General features: G+C 60.5%; 17 protein-coding genes and 1 pseudogene. 10 read left to right on the top strand and 8 right to left on the bottom strand.

From position 1 onward, the window contains the following. From frc to DK391_RS40160, 3 genes are all read left to right on the top strand, one after another. Nucleotides 1-960 (top strand): formyl-CoA transferase (frc, locus tag DK391_RS40170; protein WP_109483558.1); only part of this gene is annotated, 960 nt, incomplete at its 5' end. A gap of 68 nt (nucleotides 961-1,028) precedes the next feature. Further along, a complete protein-coding gene (locus tag DK391_RS40165) occupies nucleotides 1,029-1,826 on the top strand; it encodes a fumarylacetoacetate hydrolase family protein (protein ID WP_109483557.1) in 798 nt (265 codons plus the stop codon). Nucleotides 1,827-2,022: 196 nt separating this feature from the next. Beyond that, nucleotides 2,023-3,051: a 2-dehydropantoate 2-reductase gene (locus DK391_RS40160; protein WP_109483556.1), complete on the top strand. Its 1,029-nt coding sequence runs from the start codon at nucleotides 2,023-2,025 to the stop codon at nucleotides 3,049-3,051. Between the two features lie 103 nt (nucleotides 3,052-3,154). On the opposite strand, the gene DK391_RS40155 is transcribed toward DK391_RS40160, so the two are convergent. Both DK391_RS40155 and DK391_RS40150 read right to left on the bottom strand, forming a co-directional pair. After that, nucleotides 3,155-3,334 (bottom strand): hypothetical protein, encoded by a 180-nt coding sequence (locus DK391_RS40155; RefSeq protein ID WP_109483555.1) that lies wholly within the window; start codon nucleotides 3,332-3,334, stop codon nucleotides 3,155-3,157. Nucleotides 3,335-3,730: 396 nt separating this feature from the next. Beyond that, nucleotides 3,731-4,846: a porin gene (locus tag DK391_RS40150; RefSeq protein WP_109483554.1), complete on the bottom strand. Its 1,116-nt coding sequence runs from the start codon at nucleotides 4,844-4,846 to the stop codon at nucleotides 3,731-3,733. A 331-nt stretch (nucleotides 4,847-5,177) separates the two neighbouring features. On the opposite strand from DK391_RS40150, the gene DK391_RS40145 reads away from it, so the two are divergent. Together DK391_RS40145 and DK391_RS40140 are read left to right on the top strand one after the other, a co-directional pair. Next, on the top strand, nucleotides 5,178-5,966 hold the full coding sequence (locus DK391_RS40145) for an SDR family NAD(P)-dependent oxidoreductase (RefSeq protein ID WP_109483553.1): 789 nt from the start codon (nucleotides 5,178-5,180) through the stop codon (nucleotides 5,964-5,966). A gap of 173 nt (nucleotides 5,967-6,139) precedes the next feature. Continuing rightward, nucleotides 6,140-6,964, top strand: a complete 825-nt coding sequence (locus DK391_RS40140; protein WP_109483552.1) for a DUF72 domain-containing protein — start codon at nucleotides 6,140-6,142, stop codon at nucleotides 6,962-6,964. A 21-nt stretch (nucleotides 6,965-6,985) separates the two neighbouring features. Here DK391_RS40140 and DK391_RS40135 read toward each other — a convergent pair whose 3' ends face one another. From DK391_RS40135 to DK391_RS40120, 4 genes are all read right to left on the bottom strand, one after another. Beyond that, nucleotides 6,986-7,324, bottom strand: coding sequence for a hypothetical protein (locus DK391_RS40135; protein ID WP_109483551.1), 339 nt, complete (start codon nucleotides 7,322-7,324; stop codon nucleotides 6,986-6,988). A gap of 447 nt (nucleotides 7,325-7,771) precedes the next feature. Beyond that, complete coding sequence (locus DK391_RS40130) at nucleotides 7,772-8,065, bottom strand: DUF4148 domain-containing protein (RefSeq protein ID WP_109483550.1); 294 nt, start codon at nucleotides 8,063-8,065, stop codon at nucleotides 7,772-7,774. A gap of 200 nt (nucleotides 8,066-8,265) precedes the next feature. Next, the gene (locus DK391_RS40125; protein ID WP_109483549.1) at nucleotides 8,266-9,417 is read right to left on the bottom strand and encodes a porin; all 1,152 of its coding nucleotides are present in this window, start codon (nucleotides 9,415-9,417) and stop codon (nucleotides 8,266-8,268) included. 267 nt (nucleotides 9,418-9,684) lie between these two features. Then, complete coding sequence (locus DK391_RS40120) at nucleotides 9,685-10,131, bottom strand: hypothetical protein (protein WP_109483548.1); 447 nt, start codon at nucleotides 10,129-10,131, stop codon at nucleotides 9,685-9,687. 359 nt (nucleotides 10,132-10,490) lie between these two features. On the opposite strand from DK391_RS40120, the gene DK391_RS40115 reads away from it, so the two are divergent. From DK391_RS40115 to DK391_RS40100, 4 genes and pseudogenes are all read left to right on the top strand, one after another. Next, the gene (locus DK391_RS40115) at nucleotides 10,491-11,363 is read left to right on the top strand and encodes a TauD/TfdA family dioxygenase (protein WP_109483547.1); all 873 of its coding nucleotides are present in this window, start codon (nucleotides 10,491-10,493) and stop codon (nucleotides 11,361-11,363) included. Between the two features lie 45 nt (nucleotides 11,364-11,408). Next, the gene (locus tag DK391_RS40110; protein ID WP_109483546.1) at nucleotides 11,409-12,461 is read left to right on the top strand and encodes an ABC transporter substrate-binding protein; all 1,053 of its coding nucleotides are present in this window, start codon (nucleotides 11,409-11,411) and stop codon (nucleotides 12,459-12,461) included. Nucleotides 12,462-12,721: 260 nt separating this feature from the next. Further along, nucleotides 12,722-13,558: pseudogene (locus DK391_RS40105) on the top strand (ABC transporter ATP-binding protein). Then, nucleotides 13,555-14,433 (top strand): ABC transporter permease, encoded by an 879-nt coding sequence (locus DK391_RS40100; protein ID WP_109483545.1) that lies wholly within the window; start codon nucleotides 13,555-13,557, stop codon nucleotides 14,431-14,433. The pseudogene DK391_RS40105 and the gene DK391_RS40100 overlap by 4 nt, the downstream one beginning before the upstream one ends. A gap of 8 nt (nucleotides 14,434-14,441) precedes the next feature. On the opposite strand, the gene DK391_RS40095 is transcribed toward DK391_RS40100, so the two are convergent. Then, a complete protein-coding gene (locus DK391_RS40095) occupies nucleotides 14,442-14,972 on the bottom strand; it encodes a cupin domain-containing protein (protein ID WP_109483544.1) in 531 nt (176 codons plus the stop codon). 310 nt (nucleotides 14,973-15,282) lie between these two features. Here DK391_RS40095 and DK391_RS40090 point away from each other — a divergent pair, with 310 nt between their 5' ends. Continuing rightward, a complete protein-coding gene (locus DK391_RS40090) occupies nucleotides 15,283-18,117 on the top strand; it encodes an EAL domain-containing protein (RefSeq protein ID WP_109483543.1) in 2,835 nt (944 codons plus the stop codon). Nucleotides 18,118-18,130: 13 nt separating this feature from the next. Here the strand turns inward: DK391_RS40090 and DK391_RS40085 are convergent. Then, the coding region (locus tag DK391_RS40085) for a peroxidase-related enzyme (protein ID WP_109483542.1) at nucleotides 18,131-18,695 on the bottom strand (565 nt) is incomplete at its 5' end.

Here is an 18,695-nt window from a genome sequence, read left to right as displayed (position 1 = left end):
TTCGCGCCCGGCGCACTCGATCGCATGGGTTTTACGTGGGAACGCATCCAGGAACTGAACCCGAAGATGATCGTGGCTTCCGTAAAGGGCTTCGGTCCCGGTCCTTATGAAGACTGCAAGGTGTACGAGAACGTCGCGCAGTGCGTGGGTGGCGCGGCATCGACGACCGGTTTCGATGACGGCCCGCCCGTCGTGACAGGCGCCCAGATCGGCGATAGCGGCACGGGCCTGCATCTGGCGCTGGGCATCGTCACCGCGCTCTATCAGCGCACGATGACGGGCCGTGGCCAGAAAGTACTCGCGGCGATGCAGGACGGCGTGCTGAACCTGTGCCGCGTGAAGCTGCGCGACCAGCAGCGCCTCGAACGCACAGGCGTGATGAAGGAATATCCGCAGTACCCGAACGGTACGTTCGGTGAAGCGGTGCCGCGTGCGGGCAACGCATCGGGTGGCGGGCAGCCGGGCTGGATTCTGAAGTGCAAGGGCTGGGAGCACGATCCGAACGCGTACATCTACTTCATTACGCAGGCACCGGTGTGGATGAAGATCTGCAACGTGATCGGCAAGGAAGAGTGGGCGACGGATCCTGAGTACGCGACGCCGACCGCACGTCTGCCGCGCCTGAAGGAAATCTTCGCGGAGATCGAACGCTGGACGATGACGAAGACCAAGTTCGAGGCAATGGAAATCCTCAACAAGTACGACATCCCGTGCGGCCCGATCCTGTCGATGCAGGAGATCGCGCAGGACGAATCGCTGCGCAAAACCGGCACGATCGTCGAGGTCGATCACCCGGTGCGCGGCAAGTATCTGACGGTGGGCAATCCGATCAAGCTCTCGGACAGCCCGACGGACGTCACGCGCTCGCCGCTGCTCGGCGAACACACGGATGAAGTGATGGCCGAACTCGGCTACTCGCGTGAACAGGTTGAAGCGCTGAGGACAGTCGGCGCTATCTGAAGCATCAACTTCGTGACGCGAGTGTATTCACCGTGTCGGTCGATAAAAAATTCGTGGAGACAGGTTCGATGACATCGTGGATACGCTTTCGGCAGCCGCACGGTCATATCGGTTTCGGTGTACTCGAAAACGGCAGCATCGCTGAGTATGACGGCGATATGTTTGGCGAGGCATCGCCGAACGGCAAGCAATGGCAACAGGACAATATCGAGTTGCTCAGCCCATGCATGCCGACCAAGGTCGTCGCGCTGTGGAACAACTTTCATGCACTGTCGCAGAAGCTCGGCAAGGCAGCGCCGTCGCATCCTCTCTTTCTGATCAAGCCGCCGATGTCGGTGATCGGTCCCGGCGCGCCGATTCGCCGTCCCAAAGGCTATAGCGGGAAGATCGCCTATGAAGGCGAGCTTGGCATCGTGATCGGCAAGCGCTGCAGCAACGTGTCGCCCGAAGAAGCCGATAGCTATATCTTCGGCTACACCTGTATCAACGATGTCACGGCCGTCGATCTGCTGAACGAAGATCCGAATTTCGCGCAATGGTGCCGCTCGAAAGGCTTCGATACGTTCAGTTGCATTGGACCTGTGATCGAGCAGAACTTCGACTGGCGCAATGCGAGTGTCGTCACGCGTCTCAACGACGTCGAGCGGCAGAACTATCCGCTCTCCGACATGATCTTCACGCCCGCCGAACAGGTGAGCATGATCTCGCACGACATGACCCTGATGCCCGGCGACGTGATCGCGTGCGGGACATCGGTAGGCGTCGGCTCGATCAAGGACGGCTCGACGGTTATCGTGTCGATCGACGGTATCGGTGCGCTGCCGAACCAGCTAGCGGCTGCACGGCAGCTCGAACCGGCTGTCTGACAGGCACTGACGAACACTGACCGACCACACAGATAGAACACGCACTGAGTGCAAATGAGAGCCGGACGCGTAGTCATCAATGCGTCGCCGATGAGTCGCCATGAGTCGACCATGAATCGGCGATGACGGTTGCGCGCTGCGTCGCGGGACGCCCGGCTCGATCTCACTGATCACTTCTTGGAATGGGAGCAGATAGATGAAGATCTGTGTTTATGGAGCCGGCGCGATCGGCGCCTATGTCGGCGCGCAACTCGCACACGCGGGCGCGGACGTCAGTTTCGTTGCACGCGGCCCGCATCTGGCCGCGATGCAGCGTAACGGCGTGCGTCTGTTGATCGACGATACGGAACGCCTCGTCAACGTACGCTGTTCATCGGACCCGCGCGAGCTCGGGCCGCAGGACTACGTGATCATCGCGCTGAAGGCGCATTCGGTGCCGGGTGTCGTCGATGCGATGCAGCCGCTGCTCGGACCGCAGACGGCGATCGTCACGGCAGTCAACGGCATTCCGTACTGGTACTTCTACAAGCATGGTGGCGAGTTCGCGAACTCGACGCTCGAAAGCATCGACCCTGGCGGCACGCAGTGGAAGAAGCTCGGACCTGAGCGCGCAATTGGCTGCGTCGTGTATCCCGCAGCGGAAATCGTCGAGCCGGGTGTGATCAAGCACGTGTACGGCAAGAAGTGTCCGATTGGCGAGCCGGACGGCACGCGTTCGCCGCGCGTCGAGGCATTGTCGGAGATCATGACGAAGGCGGGACTCGAAGCGCCCATTCGCGACAACATCCGCGATGAAATATGGCTGAAATTATGGGGCAATCTGTGCTTCAACCCGATTAGCGCGCTGACGCACGCGACGCTCGATGTCATCACGAGTCACGTCGGCACGCGTGCCGTGGCGAAGACCATGATGCTCGAAGCGAAGTCGGTCGCCGATCGTTTCGGCGTGCATTTCCGTGTGGATGTCGAGCGGCGTATCGATGGGGCGGGTGCAGTGGGTGCGCACAAGACCTCGATGCTGCAGGATCTCGAAGCAGGGCGTCCGATGGAAATCGATCCGCTGCTGACGGTCGTGCAGGAGATGGGGCGACTGGTTAAACACGAAACGCCGACCATCGATACCGTGCTGGCGCTCATCAAACTGCGCGAGCAGATCGCGCAGCAAAAAGATGTTGCGCCGCCGGCAAGGCAGGAACACGCTGCGCCGAGCGCGAAGGCCGCCTAAGGTCACGCAAGGTCACGCAAGGTCACTTAAGGTCCGTGAGTGCCGCTTCATCCGTGACTGAAGACTCACGGATGAAGCGCGCGGCGCCTGCGTTGATTTCGCCTTAACCGAGGCAGACTTCCTCGCCGCGGCCGACGCTATGGCCGACCCATAGTCCGGCGTCATAGGCCGCTTCCAGTGCAGCGAGCAAGTCTGGATGTTCGTTGAGTTCGTCGATGCCGAGCGTTTCTTGCGCAATCAAACCCAGCAGTTCAAGACGCTCTTCATAGATGGGGCTTTTCATAACACCTCCGTCAAGGTTGAAATCGCTGCAGCAGCACTCGTTCGCGTGGCGCGCGTGACGCTGCTTGCGTCGTGCGCGATGTGCTTTTCTCTTTGCCGGTTTGAAACTGAACGTGGCCCGGAAGCATGGCCGTCAGCGGCAGGAGTGCGAGTGCTGCGATCGAAATCGACCTGGAGAGATGCGATGTGATCTCTGGCTTCCGTCTCAGGTTGAATCTGTCTGCAAGTCAATAGTAAGCAAGTGAGGGCGGCAGCGTGCGTGGTCAAGCGCCGCATATTGAAGTACTACTCGAATTGGGTGACACGGGCGGGTATTTAGGCTACGGCATGCAATCGATGCCGTAGTGGCATACAAATGATCATTGTTCAGATGAATGGCCGCTAGTACAGCGCGTGGTCAGAACACATGCATCACGCCGACATACGCGCCCGTTTGCGATTCGCCAGGCAACGGGTTCGTGTTGGCGCTGCCCGTCGCGTCTCGCGAAGTGGCGAGCAGCGAGAAGTTCGCGTGGCTGCTGTTGCGCATGTAGGCAACCGTGCCATAAAGAAAGGTGCGCTGGCTGAGGTTGTAGGTTGAGCCGAGCACGAACATGGTCGCGTGTCCGGCGGGATCGTGCGACGCGTCGCCGGCGCCATCGCCGATATGCACATAGAAGGCAGCCGCTGTCATGGCGAATTGATGCGTGGCTTCCCAGGTTGCGCCGAGCCAGTAGTAGTCCGCGCTATCGGCGAGACCTGCGGGCGTGTCGGGCGCAGAGAGATGTGTATAGGCGCCCTGGATCTTCACTTTCGACACGCGCACATTCGCACCGAGAAAGTACTCGCGTGAACTGGTGAATATATTGTTCATGCGTCCATTCACGTCACGCAGTTCATCGTAAATGCCGCGCACGTCGAACAGCGTCGAATGGTAGCTGAGCATGATGCCGTCGGAGCGGCCGAATTCGCCTTGTGCGCCCCGATTGAATCCGTCGGCCTGGTTGCCCAGCGCATATTGCCCCTGCACATCGAAGCCATAAAACACAGGGCTGTGGTATTCGATGTTATTGCTCGTCTGTTGCCAGTTGCGCCCGCGTACCAGTGACGCTGATGAGAAAGCCTGCTGCACGAACGGATCGAATTCCCACACGCCGTCACTATCAATGAACAGATTGCGGCCCGCCTGGATCTGGCCGAAGCGTTTGTCATTGAGTCCGGCGTAGGCGCGGCGCGAGAAAAGCCGGCCACCGCCTGTGGTGCCGTTCATGATCTGCAAGGCGGTTTCCAGATCGAATACCGCCGACATCCCACCGCCAAGATCTTCCGCTCCCTTGAAGCCGAGCATGCTGGTGCCCCAGTCGCCGCCTTCGGCGGTCCAGCTGGAGGTGTTGCCGCCTTCAGGCGTGGCGATGTGATTCAGGTACTGGATGCCACCGTCGATGCGGCCATACAGTGTGACGCTGTTTTGTGCGAATGCAGCAGGGCAGGCAAGGGCGAGCAGCGCGGCGAGCTGGGTGCGTGTTTTTTTCATAGATGCCTCTTCGTATCCTCGATGCGTGGATAACTCGTTATCTGGTCAAAGCCGCTGTGACTACGCGTTTTGCATGGATAGGTTCTGGCGTGTCCGGCAAATGACAACGGGATGCTAGTACCGTTTGCAAAATTCTGCTTGCGGCAGGGCAGCACGCTGACTTTGCAGAGACTGCAAGCGTGATCGCGCTTGTGTAGCGAACGCGACCTGCCGACTGCAATATTTTTTCCCCGGTTCTACACTCGCGCATGAAAGTTCGCAATGCGTGGCGACGGTGCGCTGCGCATCACGCCTCGCGATTCTGTTATCGCACGCCTTGAAAGGAAACCCGATGGATCTCAAGATCAGAAACAAACTTGCGCTCGTGACTGGCTCGACCAAAGGCATCGGTCATGCAATCGCGGTGGGACTCGCTCGCGAAGGCGTCAACGTGATCGTCAATGGCCGCTCGCAGCAATCGGTCGATCAGGCCATCGCGACCTTGCGTGCGCAGGTGCCTGATGCAAACGTGCAAGGCTTCGCCGGCGACGTATCCGACCCGGCGCAAGTGGCGAAGCTGGTCGAGCGCTTTGCGCAGGTCGATATTCTCGTCAACAACATGGGCATCTTCGATCCGAAGCCGTTCGAAGAGATCAGCAATGAAGAATGGCTGCGTTTCTTCAATGTGAACGTGATGTCGGGTGTGCAGTTGTCGCGAGCCTATTTGCCCGGCATGAAGCAGAAGAACTGGGGCCGCGTGGTATTCATCAGCAGCGAGAGCGGCATCCAGATTCCAACCGAGATGATTCACTACGGTCTGACCAAGACGGCCCAACTCGCGCTGGCGCGCGGTCTGGCGGAAACATGCACAGGCACGGCTGTCACCGTCAATTCGGTGTTGCCGGGGCCGACCAGTTCGGATGGCGTCGAAGAGTTCGTCGAAAAGCTCTCGGGCGGACAGAGTTTCGAATCGTTTGAAAAGCAGTTCTTCGAACAGGCACGGCCCAGTTCGATCCTCAAGCGTTTCACGACACCCGAAGAAATCGCGAACATGGTCGTCTATGTATGCTCGGAACTGTCGTCGGCGCCCAATGGTGCGGCTTTGCGCGCGGACGGCGGCGTCGTGCGCGCGGTGTTCTGATCGTCCCGACTTTCATGCGGCGCGGCAAAGGGGCGAGCGTTCCTTTGCCGCCAGCGCCTTGCGTTCTCCGCCTCCGATTGGCGTGATGCGACGATGTGCCGTTGCGGAAATGGCGGCCTGCATCGTTTATTCTTTGCATCATTGCTCTCGCGGCATGCGCCAAGGCGTGAACCATGACTACTCGAAAAAAGACGGCGAAGTCACCGCGCATTCGTGTCGGCATTGGCGGCTGGACTTTCGAGCCGTGGCGCGGCGTGTTCTATCCAAAAGGACTCGCGCAGAAACGCGAACTCGAATACGCGAGCCGGCAACTCACCGCCATCGAAATCAACGGCACCTTCTATGGTTCGCAAAAGCCCGCGACCTTTGCGAAGTGGCACGATGAAACGCCCGACGATTTCGTCTTCGCACTCAAGGCACCTCGCTTTGCCACGCATCGGCGAGTACTCGCAGAAGCGCGCGATTCCGTGGATCGCTTCGTGTCGAGCGGTGTACTCGAACTGAAAAACAAGCTCGGCCCGATCAACTGGCAATTCCCGCCCACCAGACAGTTCGATGCCGACGATTTCGGCGGTTTCCTCGAACTGCTGCCCGCGAAGGTCGACGGGCACGCGTTGCGTCATGCAGTGGAAGTGCGCCACGAGAGCTTCTGCAACGAAGCGTTCGTTGCGCTCGCGCGCAAGCATGGGGTTGCCATTGTCGTGGCGGGGGATTCGAAGTATCCGCAGATTGCCGATCCGACCGCGCCGTTGGTCTATGCGCGCATCATGGGCACAGAGGAAACGCATGCGCGCGGTTACGCAAAGAAGGCGCTCGACACATGGATCGAGCGCGCGCAGACATGGGCTTCGGGCGATGTGCCCGACGATCTCGACACATACGGACGCGCCGCGCCAAAAAAGGAGCGCGACGTGTTCCTGTTCGTGATCAGCGGGCACAAGGCGCACAACCCTGCTGCTGCGATGGCGCTGATCGAACGGATCAAACCACCGCAGTGACCACGCGGCTCAGAGCGCGATTCAGCGTTCCGGCGCTTCGAGCGAGCAGGACTCGTCGGAAAAGGGCGCGGCCGCGTTGGCCTTGTGACGCGCGGGCGGTTCGAATGCGGCCCATTGGGTCCAGTCGGGTGTCGCGCCCGGCGTTTTCAGGCGCAGTGCACGCGAACCGTCGACAAAGACGAGCGATTCGAGATCGAACAGGCTGTCTGACGCGACGTCGCCTGGTGTCACGCGGCCCAGTTGGCGCGTGAAGTTGAGATTCCCTTCGCGTAGAAGATCCAGATAGCTGTCGCACTGCGTAGCAGGCGGCCTGAGAGTCCAGCGGTTCAGCAGTTTTGCGGCGATTTCGGCATCGAACATCGTGACTTCTCCTCGCCTGAGCGACCGCGCGTGATGAGCTGCCGCGGTCTGGTGTCCGCTTCGAAGCGGACTATCCGTCAATAATCAGCGCTTTCGCGAACGCGAAAGACATGTCCACCCACCACTATAGTCAAAATCATGGTGCGATGCACAAAGCGGGTCTGAGTTCGCGGTCTAATCGTTGTTTTGGAGTCAATGCGGAAGGCGTCGACATCGTTTGACTCGACGCAGAAGCGTGATGAAGTACGAGTTTGCGTGCAGAAAGGCGCGAATTTCGGTGTGGTTGCGAAATGCGATCGTGCGAAGAAAAATTGCTGCAATACGGTCGTTCGTTCGTATGAAGATAACGACGCTCGCGCGAGAGACTGCGCGGTGATCAGGCATTGGCAGATTCAACGCGCTAGCGCGAACGGCCGCGTGACCACGCGGCCTGCGCCTCGCGCAACATCACTGCGCGGCGATACCCGGCGCGCCGGACTGCGACGAACCGGCTGCGCCCGCGCCATACGCCGATTGAGCCGCGCGCTTCTCTGCAAGCTTCTGCATCGCGTCTTGCACCTTCGCTGGATACGTCGGGTCTTCACCGCCTCCGGCGCGATAGCCTACCGATGCGAGATCGACGAGTTCCTGGCGAACCTGTGCGCGTGTGACGCGCGTGCCGGATTCCTGTGCGTGCGTGATTGCAGGTGCTGCGGTGAGCATGGCCGCGCTCAGCATGGCGGCGACTACGATGGACTTCAAGATGTTCTCCCAACGGGTGGATGACGGCAGTGGCGCCGGTTGGAAGAAGTTTACGAAGTGCCTGCCCGCAGAAAAATGGCCTTGGGTGGAAGGCTGCCTTACGGGGCGTAGAAAGATGCCAGCGGCAAGAAAAAAAGCCACCGCAATGACACGGTGGCCTTCAAAAACGCAAAGTCTGGAATGTTCAGGCCGGAACCGGCTTAGAACCGATGCCGCATGCCAATGGTGGCGACCACCTGATTAGCAGTCGACGAAGCGCCGCCGGAAGTATTGATGAACGCCACATAGTGTTGCCCGATAGCGTGTTGATACATCGCTTCGGCATACACGTCCGTGCGCTTCGAGAACGCATAGATAGCCTGCGCGTTGACCTGATTGAACTTCGGATCAGAGCCGAACGTCGGCGAGCCGCTGATATGGCCATTCGTGTACGTATCGGTAATGCCGAGCGACACAGCCGGCGTCAGCGCGTACTTGGCGTTCAGTTCGTAGTTGTCGAAATGCATCGAGCCGTTGGTCATGCCAAACGCAGACGTCTGCTGATAATGGCTGTTCGTGTACACGAAACCCACCACTGCAGGACCGAACGCATAGTTGATACCGCCGCCGAACACGCGCTCGACGCCCGCGCCCACCTGGAAGCCGCCGATGCCGTTAGCAGCCGATTCAGCCGTATCGATTGCGCCGCCCGTATTCGTCGTGCTGTTCGAGCCGTTGATCTGCAAGTAGCCGGCCGCGATGTTCAACGGACCCCACTGGTAGCTCGCGCCCGCACTGTAAGCGCGGTTCATCGCGAAGTCGGTGCTGTTCGAGAACGCGTACAACGCGCCGAACTTGAAGCCCGCATAGTTGCTGCTCGTGTACTTGACGGCATTGCTCATCCGTACCGAGTGGTTCAGGTTGTCGTTGTCGAACGGGTGAGCGAAGCCCGTGTCGCCGAACGTGCCTGCCGTGCCCGACAGCGGCGCGACGAAGTCGACCAGCGAGTCGTACTGGCGACCCAGCGTGATCTGGCCGTAGTTGGCGCTGGCGAGACCCACATACGCCTGGCGTCCAAACAGCCGGCTATGCTGGCCCAGCGTGCCGTTCTGCACGTTGAAACCGTTCTCGAGCACGAAGATCGCCTTGTAGCCGCCACCCAGATCTTCCGCGCCACGCAGACCAAAGCGGCTGCCGTTGATGGTGCCGCTCGTTGCCTGAAACAGCGCACCGCTTGCGCCGCTCTTTTGCACGTTGTTGGTGTACATCAGGCCTGCATCGATGATGCCGTACAGCGTGACCGAGCTTTGTGCGTGCGCGCCGGTTGCGGCCAATGCGCCGAGCACCGCGACGGCGGCGGGAATTCTTTTCATGGTTAAGCTCCAGCTAGTCCAGACAGTGAGTGAAAAAACAGCCTGGCGAGTATAGGAAAACGCGGGATCCGATTTAATGCCGTGTTGCTGCAGCAGTCTCTTGCGTGGCAGCGCAGGAATGAGTCATCAAATCGAAACAATCGCCGGAAAGGTCGCCGTGAAGCGGCGCGCGATCAACCCGCTACGCATGAATTGCGGGAATGAGATTAGCTGGAGGTGGATTTCTGTTTGATGGCAGCGTGCACCATTTGGGGATTTACAACACCCCTAGCCCGCGCCGCACACGATGGCTGTCAGCACGAACGGCAGCACCTGTTTGACGACGGCTTCGCTGCCGGCCTGTTGCACTCGCACGCGCACGGAATCCGACGGGCCGGACACGACCACGCCATAGATCGAATCGGATTCCGCCTTGCCGCTGCCCTGGCGGAATATTGCGTCGTCGCGTTGATAGCCCAGTACCGCGTAGACGTGAAAGCCAAATGCCGTGAGATCACGCCCGCGTTTGGGGCGAAACGCATTGACGGAGTTGGCTTCGACGCGCATCGGGTTGGGGTCGATGTACTGATCGTCGAGCAGCGGCTGAATGAAGGTGTGCGCGTCGGTCTTGCAGACGAGCTTCTCGTCGAGCTCGAGCGCCATCGCGGAGACGCTGCAGAGTCCCGATGCGAGGGCGGCCAGCACGGTAATCGAATGGATGAAATCCCTGGTCATGGTACTGGCGCGAGACCCCGAACCGGCAATGGCCGGTACACGATGTTAGCCCGAACTTGTCATCGACGTCAGCGAACGTCTGTGCGCTAGCGAGCGATGATGCCGCGCAGCGGCGCGGCGCCACGTGTTTTAGCAAGTTGCGTGCGCAGCCGTGCAGCAGTTTGTTTGGATCGTACCCGGACAGAAAAGTGCGATCTCCGTGCGAGCCAGCCGTTTATCGTTAAAGCAGATATGAGTATGGGATTTGCTTCGTTGACGCGTCCCGCAGGCGAGCCGTAGATTGATTGCATTCTGGCAACCTGCAAAGAACATTCAGCGTGACAACCACTGTTTCGTCTTCCCAGTACGCTGCACCGCGTGTGCAAACCGGCGCCGCGCGCCGGCCGCTCGAGATCGTTCCGTTCGATTCGCCTGTTGGCGCCGAAGTGCTCGGCCTCGATCTGAACGAACCGCTTTCCGCTGACGATTTCGCCCGCATTCATCGCGCGCATCTCGACCATCACGTACTCGTGTTCCGCGATCAGCAGATCACGCCCGAGCAGCACATTGCCTTCAGCCGCCGTTTCGGGCCACTGCAGATACACGTGCTGCATCAGTTCCAGCTGGCAGACCATCCGGAAGTGCTGATCGTGTCGAATATCCGCGAGAACGGTCAACCGATCGGACTTGGCGACGCCGGCCACTTCTGGCATTCGGACCTCTCGTACAAGGAGAAACCCAGCCTCGGCTCGTTGCTGCATGCGCAGGAATTGCCATCGGAAGGCGGCGATACGCTGTTCGCGAACATGCACCTCGCGTGGGATACCTTGCCCGAGCATTTACGCAAAGAAGTAGAAGGACGCAGCGCAGAGCATACGTACCTTGCAAAATATGCGGAATTGCAAAAGCGCAGCCCGTGGCGGCCGAATCTGTCGGCGCAACAGATCGCCGAAGTGAAGCCGGTGGTGCATCCCATCGTGCGTACGCACCCGGAAACGGGCCGCAAGGCACTCTTTGTGAGCGAGCACTTCACGACGCATATCGTCGGCTTGCCCGAAGACGAAAGCCGCGAATTGCTCGAAGCACTCTTTGCGCACAGCGTGCGTGACGAACACATCTATCGCCACCAGTGGGCAGAACACGATCTCGTGTTCTGGGACAACCGCTCGCTGATGCATCTCGCCGCCGGCACGCCCGACCATCTGCGCCGCAAGCTGTATCGCACGACGATCGAAGGCGACGCACCGTTCTAGGCCGCGCGCGCGTTTCATTTCCGCATTTCGATACCCGGAGTTCCGATGTCGTTTTCATTTCGCCCGGCCGCGGCGCGGCCGTCGTTCGCTCGCCGTTTTGTTTCGACCGTGCTGGCTGTGTCGCTCGGTGCAGCCAGTCTGGGTGCGTCGCTCGATGCACGTGCCGAAGGTCATATCCGCGTTGCCGAACAGTTCGGCATTGTCTATCTGTTGCTGAACGTCGCGCGCGATCAGCAGTTCATCGAGAAAGAAGGGCGCAAGGAAGGACTCGATATCAAGGTGGACTGGGTGAAGCTGTCGGGCGGCTCGGCCGTGAACGATGCGCTGTTGTCAGGCTCCGTCGATATTGCGGGCGCTGGTGTTGGTCCGCTGCTCACCATCTGGGATCGCACGCACGGCAAGCAGAACGTGAAGGGCGTCGCATCGCTCGGCAATCTGCCGTACTACCTCGTGTCGAATAATCCGAACGTGAAGACGATTGCCGACTTCACCGATAAGGATCGCATTGCGTTGCCCGCCGTCGGCGTATCGGTGCAGTCGCGCGTGCTGCAGTTCGCCTCCGCGAAGCAGTGGGGCGACAAGGACTACAACCGTCTCGACAAGCTCACGCAGGCCGTGCCGCATCCCGATGCAGCCGCGGCCATCATCGCGGGCGGCACGGAAATCACGGGGCATTTCGGCAATCCGCCGTTTCAGGAGCAGGAACTCGCAGGCAATCCGAAAGCGCATATCGTGCTGAATTCATACGATGTGCTCGGCGGGCCGAGTTCGGCCACCGTGCTCTACGCGACGGAGAAATTCCGCAACGAGAATCCGAAGACCTATCGCGCCTTCGTCAACGGACTCGCCGACGCGGCGCAGTACATTACGGCGAATCCCGAAGCGGCTGCCGATATCTATATCCGGGTGAATCAGTCGAAAACGGATCGCAAGCTGTTGCTAGCGGTGATCCGCAATCCGCAGGTGCAATTCAAGGTCGCGCCGCAAAATACGTTGGCGCTGGCGCAGTTCATGTATCGCGTCGGCGTGATTCGCAACGAGCCGAAATCGTGGAAAGACTACTTCTTCGACGATCCGGCAACAGCCACCGGAAGCTGATTGACACGGCCGGGAACCGCACGAAAACCCGCTAAAAAAGCGGGTTTTCTGCTTCTGAGAAGTCATTTGATAACCGATGCCGGATAAGACATTTCCGCGGTCATAACGCGATTTGCGGCGCTTATGCATCACAGCGCATTGAATATGCACATTCATTGGTTGGGCTTTGACGACGCGCATCTTATGTTGTCGTTTTGCTTAAGCCGCGTCGTCATCGTGAACGTCATCCCGCACACAGCCAGAATCAAAGGAGCGCGCTAATGGTCGCGAATCCTTCTATCCTTTTTCCTGAAACTGCCGCGACGCAGACTAGCGAGCCGGCGCATTCACAACGCCTGCTTGCCGTCGATAACGTGAGCCTCGAATACCGTACCCGCGAGCGCGTGGTGCGCGCCACACATGACGTCAGCTTCGATGTCTATGGCGGCGACCGTTTTGTGCTGCTCGGTCCGTCGGGTTGCGGCAAATCGACCTTGCTCAAGGCAGTGGGCGGTTTCATCAAACCGGCTTCGGGCACGATCACGCTCGACGGTGAAGTCGTGCGCGCGCCGGGCGCGGATCGGATCGTCGTGTTTCAGGAATTCGACCAGTTGCCGCCGTGGTAAACCGTGCTGGAGAACATTGCCTTTCCGTTGCGCGCCGCGAAAAAGCTGAGCCGCGCCGAAGCAAAAGAACGCGCGCAGCACTATCTCGACAAGGTTGGTCTGGCGCAGTTCGCCGATGCCTATCCGCATACCTTGTCGGGCGGCATGAAGCAGCGTGTGGCGATTGCAAGGGCGCTCGCGATGCAGCCGCGCGTGCTGCTGATGGACGAACCGTTCGCCGCGCTCGACGCCCTCACGCGCCGCAAGATGCAGGAAGAGTTGTTGCGCTTGTGGGAGGAGGTTCGCTTCACGCTGCTGTTCGTCACGCATTCGATTGAAGAAGCGCTGATCGTCGGCAACCGCATTCTGTTGCTGTCGCCGCATCCGGGCCGAGTGCGCGCGGAACTCAACAGCCATCAGTACACACAGGACAGCTTTGGCCGCAGCGATTTCCAGCATCGTGTCGCGCAGATTCATCGCCTGCTGTTCGAAGAGGCGGAGTCGAAACAATGAGCACGCCTTCCAACCTGTTGCCGCCCGTGCGCGCCGAATACGAGCGGCCGCTCGAACCAGTGGGCGATTTCGCCGTCGAAGCGCCGCTGCCGCTCGCGCGGCGTCTTGCGAATCAATCATGGCTGAGCAAGACGATCATCGCCATCGTGCTGATCGCGGTATGGGAAATCGCCGCGCGTGCAATCGACAACGACCTGTTGCTGCCCACTTTCGGCGCGACCTTCACGGCATTCGTGCAGGGCATTGCTTCGGGCGAACTGCTGCAGAAAACCGCCGTTTCGATGTCGGTGCTGTTGCGCGGCTATCTGATCGGCGTCGCGCTCGCGTTCGTGCTGACCTCGCTCGCGGTATCGACGCGCATTGGCCGCGATCTGCTGTCGATGCTCACGGCGATGTTCAATCCACTGCCTTCCATCGCCCTGTTGCCGCTGGCGCTGCTCTGGTTCGGGCTGGGTACGGGCAGCCTGCTGTTCGTGCTCGTGCATGCCGTGCTGTGGCCACTCGCGCTCAATACGTACTCGGGATTTCGCGCCGTGCCTGCGACCTTGAGGATGGCAGGGCGCAACTACGGGCTAACGGGGTTGCGCCACGTCGTGCTGATTCTCGTGCCTGCCGCGCTGCCGTCCATTCTTGCGGGCCTGCGGGTGGGCTGGGCCTTCGCATGGCGCACGCTGATCGCCGCCGAACTGGTGTTCGGCGCGAGCAGCGGCAACGGCGGACTGGGCTGGTACATCTTCCAGAACCGCAACGAGTTGTACACGGACAGAGTTTTCGCGGGTCTGGCTGCCGTGATCGCGATTGGCCTGCTGGTCGAGCATCTCGTGTTCGACACGCTGGAGCGCGTTACGGTGCGACGCTGGGGGTTGCAGCACTGACGCTGCGCTCAGGCCGGTACCACCCAACTCTCCAGCAACGGCCCTTGCGCGCCGCATACAGGGTCGCTGTGCGGAAACGGCAGCGCCTCCATCGCGGTGCGTTCTTTCTCCGTCAGCGCGTCGCGCCGGATATCCCACTGCTGTCCCGGCGGATACGCGCCGATCACCTCCAGCGGCCCGCTCGACGACTCGAGGCAGTGTCCCGTGCCTGCCGGCAACAGCAGCACGTCGCCCGCTTCCAGATGGACGGCACGGCCGCCCGGACCACCCACGATCACGTCTGCGGCACCCGCGGCGATGCCCAGCACCTCATGCGCCGACGAATGGAAGTGGTGATAATCGAAGATGCCGTTGCGCCATTTCGGCGGCCAGCCGTTGCGCTGAAACATCGCTTCGAATGCATCGGCGAGCCCTCCGGCACCGCCTTCCAGCACGTCGCGATACAGAATGACGGGAAGATGCGCATTGTTCGGCACCCAGTCGCGCGGGCCGAGCCGGAAGATATCCGCGTGCACCGGGCCCTTCGTATGTGCTTGCATGTCTGCTCCTCGAACTGATGCTGATGCGCCGCGCAAGCGAAGCGTAAGACGCGAGCGCGCGAACGGCGCGGACAGTAGATGAACAGCAAATGCCGTTCCGCAGCAATCAGGGCAAAACCGAATGCGCAAATTGTTAAAGCAAACGTTTGCTTGCAGCCGGGGATTTTATTTGCGGGCCAGATACATTAAGTTTGCTATGGCTTACGTCGATATAACTGGTTGTGCAGGAGAAGGGAGTGAGCGCTGATGCGTCGGCTCCCGTCGACGTACTGGGCGGAACACAATTACGCGGCGGCGCAGGGGCAGATTTATGTGGAATGCCGATTTGTCGGCAAACGGGACGGGAACGCGATCGATCGACGAAGCGGCGCGCGCGGTGGAAACACGCGGCGTGCCGTGGGCGTGGTATCGCGCGGGCCAGCATCTCGAACTGGTGCGCGAAGGCACCACGCAGTTCGACTGGCCGCGCACAATCGTCCCCGCCATGCTGCACGATGCGTGCGCCGAGCGCGGCTGGTGTGCGTGGCCTACGGGCCGCAGCGACCTGTCGCTCGGCTGGCTGCTCGCGCCTGCATCGCGCGCATGGGACCCCGCCTTTGCGGCGCTCGCCCGCGCGATCGGCGAACAGATGCAGACGGATGCGCTGGTGCGCGCGCAAAACGTGCAGCGCGTGCTGTACGACATCGCATATCTGGCCAGCTCGATCAGCGAGCGCGGCGAGTTCCTGCAGGCCATTCACGAGCGGCTCGGCACGCTGATCGACGCGGAGAATTTCTATCTCGCACTGTATGACCGCGAAACGGGCGCGGTCACGTATCCGTATTACATCGACCTGATCGACACGGAAGCCGTCGATACGAATCACATGGACACGGTCGATCCCGAGCGGCTGTCGCTGACGGGGTATGTGCTGACCACGGGCCAGCCGCTGCTGGTCGACGAAAAAGGCATTATCGAAGCGACCGCTACGGGGCGCTTTCATTGCGTCGGGCATAGACCGAAGTTCTGGATGGGCGCACCGCTGAAGAATGCGTCCGATGAAGTCTTCGGCATGGTGACGATGCAGGTCTACGATGCGTCGCGCATCTACAGTGCCGAGGACCGCGCGCTGTTTCTGGTGGTCGCGCGGCACGTGGCGATGGCGCTCGACCGCATTCTGCACCGCGTGGGCCTCGAAGCCGAAGTCGCGCGCCGCACCGCCGAGCTGTCGCATCTGAACGATACGTTGCGCGCGGAAATTGCCGAGCGCGAGCGTGCACAGCATTTGCAGGCGGCGTTGTTCGAAATCGCCGAGCTGTCGAGTCAATCGGTCGATATCGGCAAGTTCTTTCGCAGCCTGCATGCGATCGTCGGTGGATTGTTGTATGCGAAGAACTTCTATGTCGCGCTGTTCGATCCGGCGTCGGAAGAAGTGTCGTTTCCGTATTACATCGATGAAACGCAGCATCAGATTCCCGCGCCACGCCGCGGCGAACGCGGGTTGACAGAGTACGTGATCCGCGAGCGCGTGCCCTGCCTGCTCGACACCAGCGACGCCGTGCGTCTCGTCGAACAGGGCGAGATCAAGCTGGACAGCGAGAACATCCGTTTGCGCTCGTGGCTGGGCGTGCCGCTGTTCGACGGCAGCGTGGTGCGCGGCGTGCTCGTGGTGCAGAGCTATTCGTCGAGTGTGCGCTATGACGGGCGCGATCAGGAGTTGCTGACCTTCGTGTCGCGCCATATCGATACGGCGCTGTCACGGCGACGTCTCGCGGAAGCGCAGCATGCCGCAAATCTCGAACTCGAAGCGCGCGTGCTCGCGCGCACGCAGGAACTCGATGCGGCTAACGCGCGGCTGTTGCACGAGAACTATCACGATGCGTTGACGGGCCTGCCGAACCGCTCGCATCTGTATGAGCGGCTCGAAGCGGCGTGGCTTGGCTATAGCAAACGGGGCGAGCCGTTGTCGGTGCTCTTCATCGACCTCGACCGATTCAAGGTCGTCAACGACAGCCTGGGCCATCTGTTCGGCGATGCCTTGCTGGTCGAAGTGGCGAGACGTTTGCGCGAATGCCTGCGACGTGACGATGTGCTCGCGCGGCTGGGCGGCGACGAATTCGCCGTGGTCGTGCCGAACGCAAACCTGCAGACGGTGCTGTCGCTTGCCGAGAGCATTCTGGCGGCGTTCGATACGCCATTCAACATTGGCGAGCAGACGGTATTCACCTCGTGCAGCGTCGGCGTGGTGAGTGCCGACAGTGCGCATCATCTGAAGCCTGCCGATCTGCTGCGCGATGCCGATGCCGCGATGTATCGCGTGAAGAACCGTGGCCGCGACAGCTTTGCGGTGTTCAACCATCAGATGCGCCGCGAGCTATCGGATCAGATCGAAACGGAAGGCGCGCTGCGCAATGCGCTCAAGCGCAACGACGAACTGTTGCCGTATTTTCAGCCTATCGTCGATATCGACAGTGGCCGGCTCGTCGCGCTGGAGGCATTGATTCGCTGGCGGCAGCCGAATGGCGAAGTGTGGGCGCCGGGACGTTTCTTGCCGGCAGTCGAAGGCCTGAAGATGATCGGGCGTCTGGACATGTACATGCTCACGCGTGTGGCGGAGATACTCGCGCAGCCGGAGCATGTCGAGTGGCCGCCCGTGCAGGTGAACCTGTCGAGCTACAGCATTACGCGCCCCGAATTCGCGGACGAACTGCTCGAACTGCTGAAGCGCTACGGCGTGCATCCTTCGCGCATTTCGCTGGAACTGACGGAGGGTGCGCTCGTCGCCGAGCCGGATCTTGCGCGCAACACGATGCAAAGTCTCGCGGACAACGGCATGTGCGTGGTGCTCGACGACTTCGGCACGGGCTTTTCTTCGTTGAGTTATGTGCACCAGTATCGCTTCAGCGGGTTGAAGATCGACAAGTCGTTCGTACTCGAGTTGACGCAAAGCGCGCGCAGCCGCGCGATCGTGCGCGCAATCGTACGGATGGCGGAATCGCTGGAGTTGACGGTGGTCGCTGAAGGCATCGAGGATCAGGCGACGCTCGAACTGCTGCGCACGATCGGCGCGGCGCACGGGCAGGGCTATCATCTGGCGCGGCCGATGTCGCTGGAAGCGTTGATGTCGTCGCCGCTGGCGCCGCGTTCACGGGCGATGGAGCAATAGCGCCTGCGCTCCCTTATTCGCTCTTTTCGCGCGGTATGCGGCCCATCAGGTAGAACTCGTCGTTGGGGCGCATCGAGATCACATTCGCCATGCGATTCGACAGGCCGAAGAATGCTGTGATGGCGGTGATGTCCCAGATGTCGGCATCATTGAAGCCGTGGGCATGAAGCGTTTCGAAGTCGGTGTCATCGACGCTTGCCGAGTCGCGGCAGACCTTCAGCGCGAAATCCAGCATGGTTTTTTGTCGGGGCGTGATGTCGGCCTTGTTGTGATTGACGGCAATCTGATCGGCCAGTAAAGGGCCTTTTTCGTAGATTCTGAGAATGGCGCCGTGGGCGACTACGCAGTAGAGGCAGTTGTTTACTGCGCTGGTTGCCACGACGATCATTTCCCGTTCGCCTTTTGTCAGGCCACCTTCTTTTAGCATCAAGGCATCGTGATAGGCGAAGAAGGCGCGGAATTCGTCGGGGCGATGCGCTAGTGTCAGGAAGACGTTGGGGACGAAGCCTGCTTTTGATTGCACTTCGAGGATCCGTGCGCGGATGTCGTCGGGCCATTCTCCGGGGGTGGGGATGGGG

Source organism: Paraburkholderia sp. C35 (assembly GCF_003121405.1).
GTDB lineage: Bacteria > Pseudomonadota > Gammaproteobacteria > Burkholderiales > Burkholderiaceae > Paraburkholderia.
This window is presented reverse-complemented; position numbering and strand designations above follow the sequence as displayed.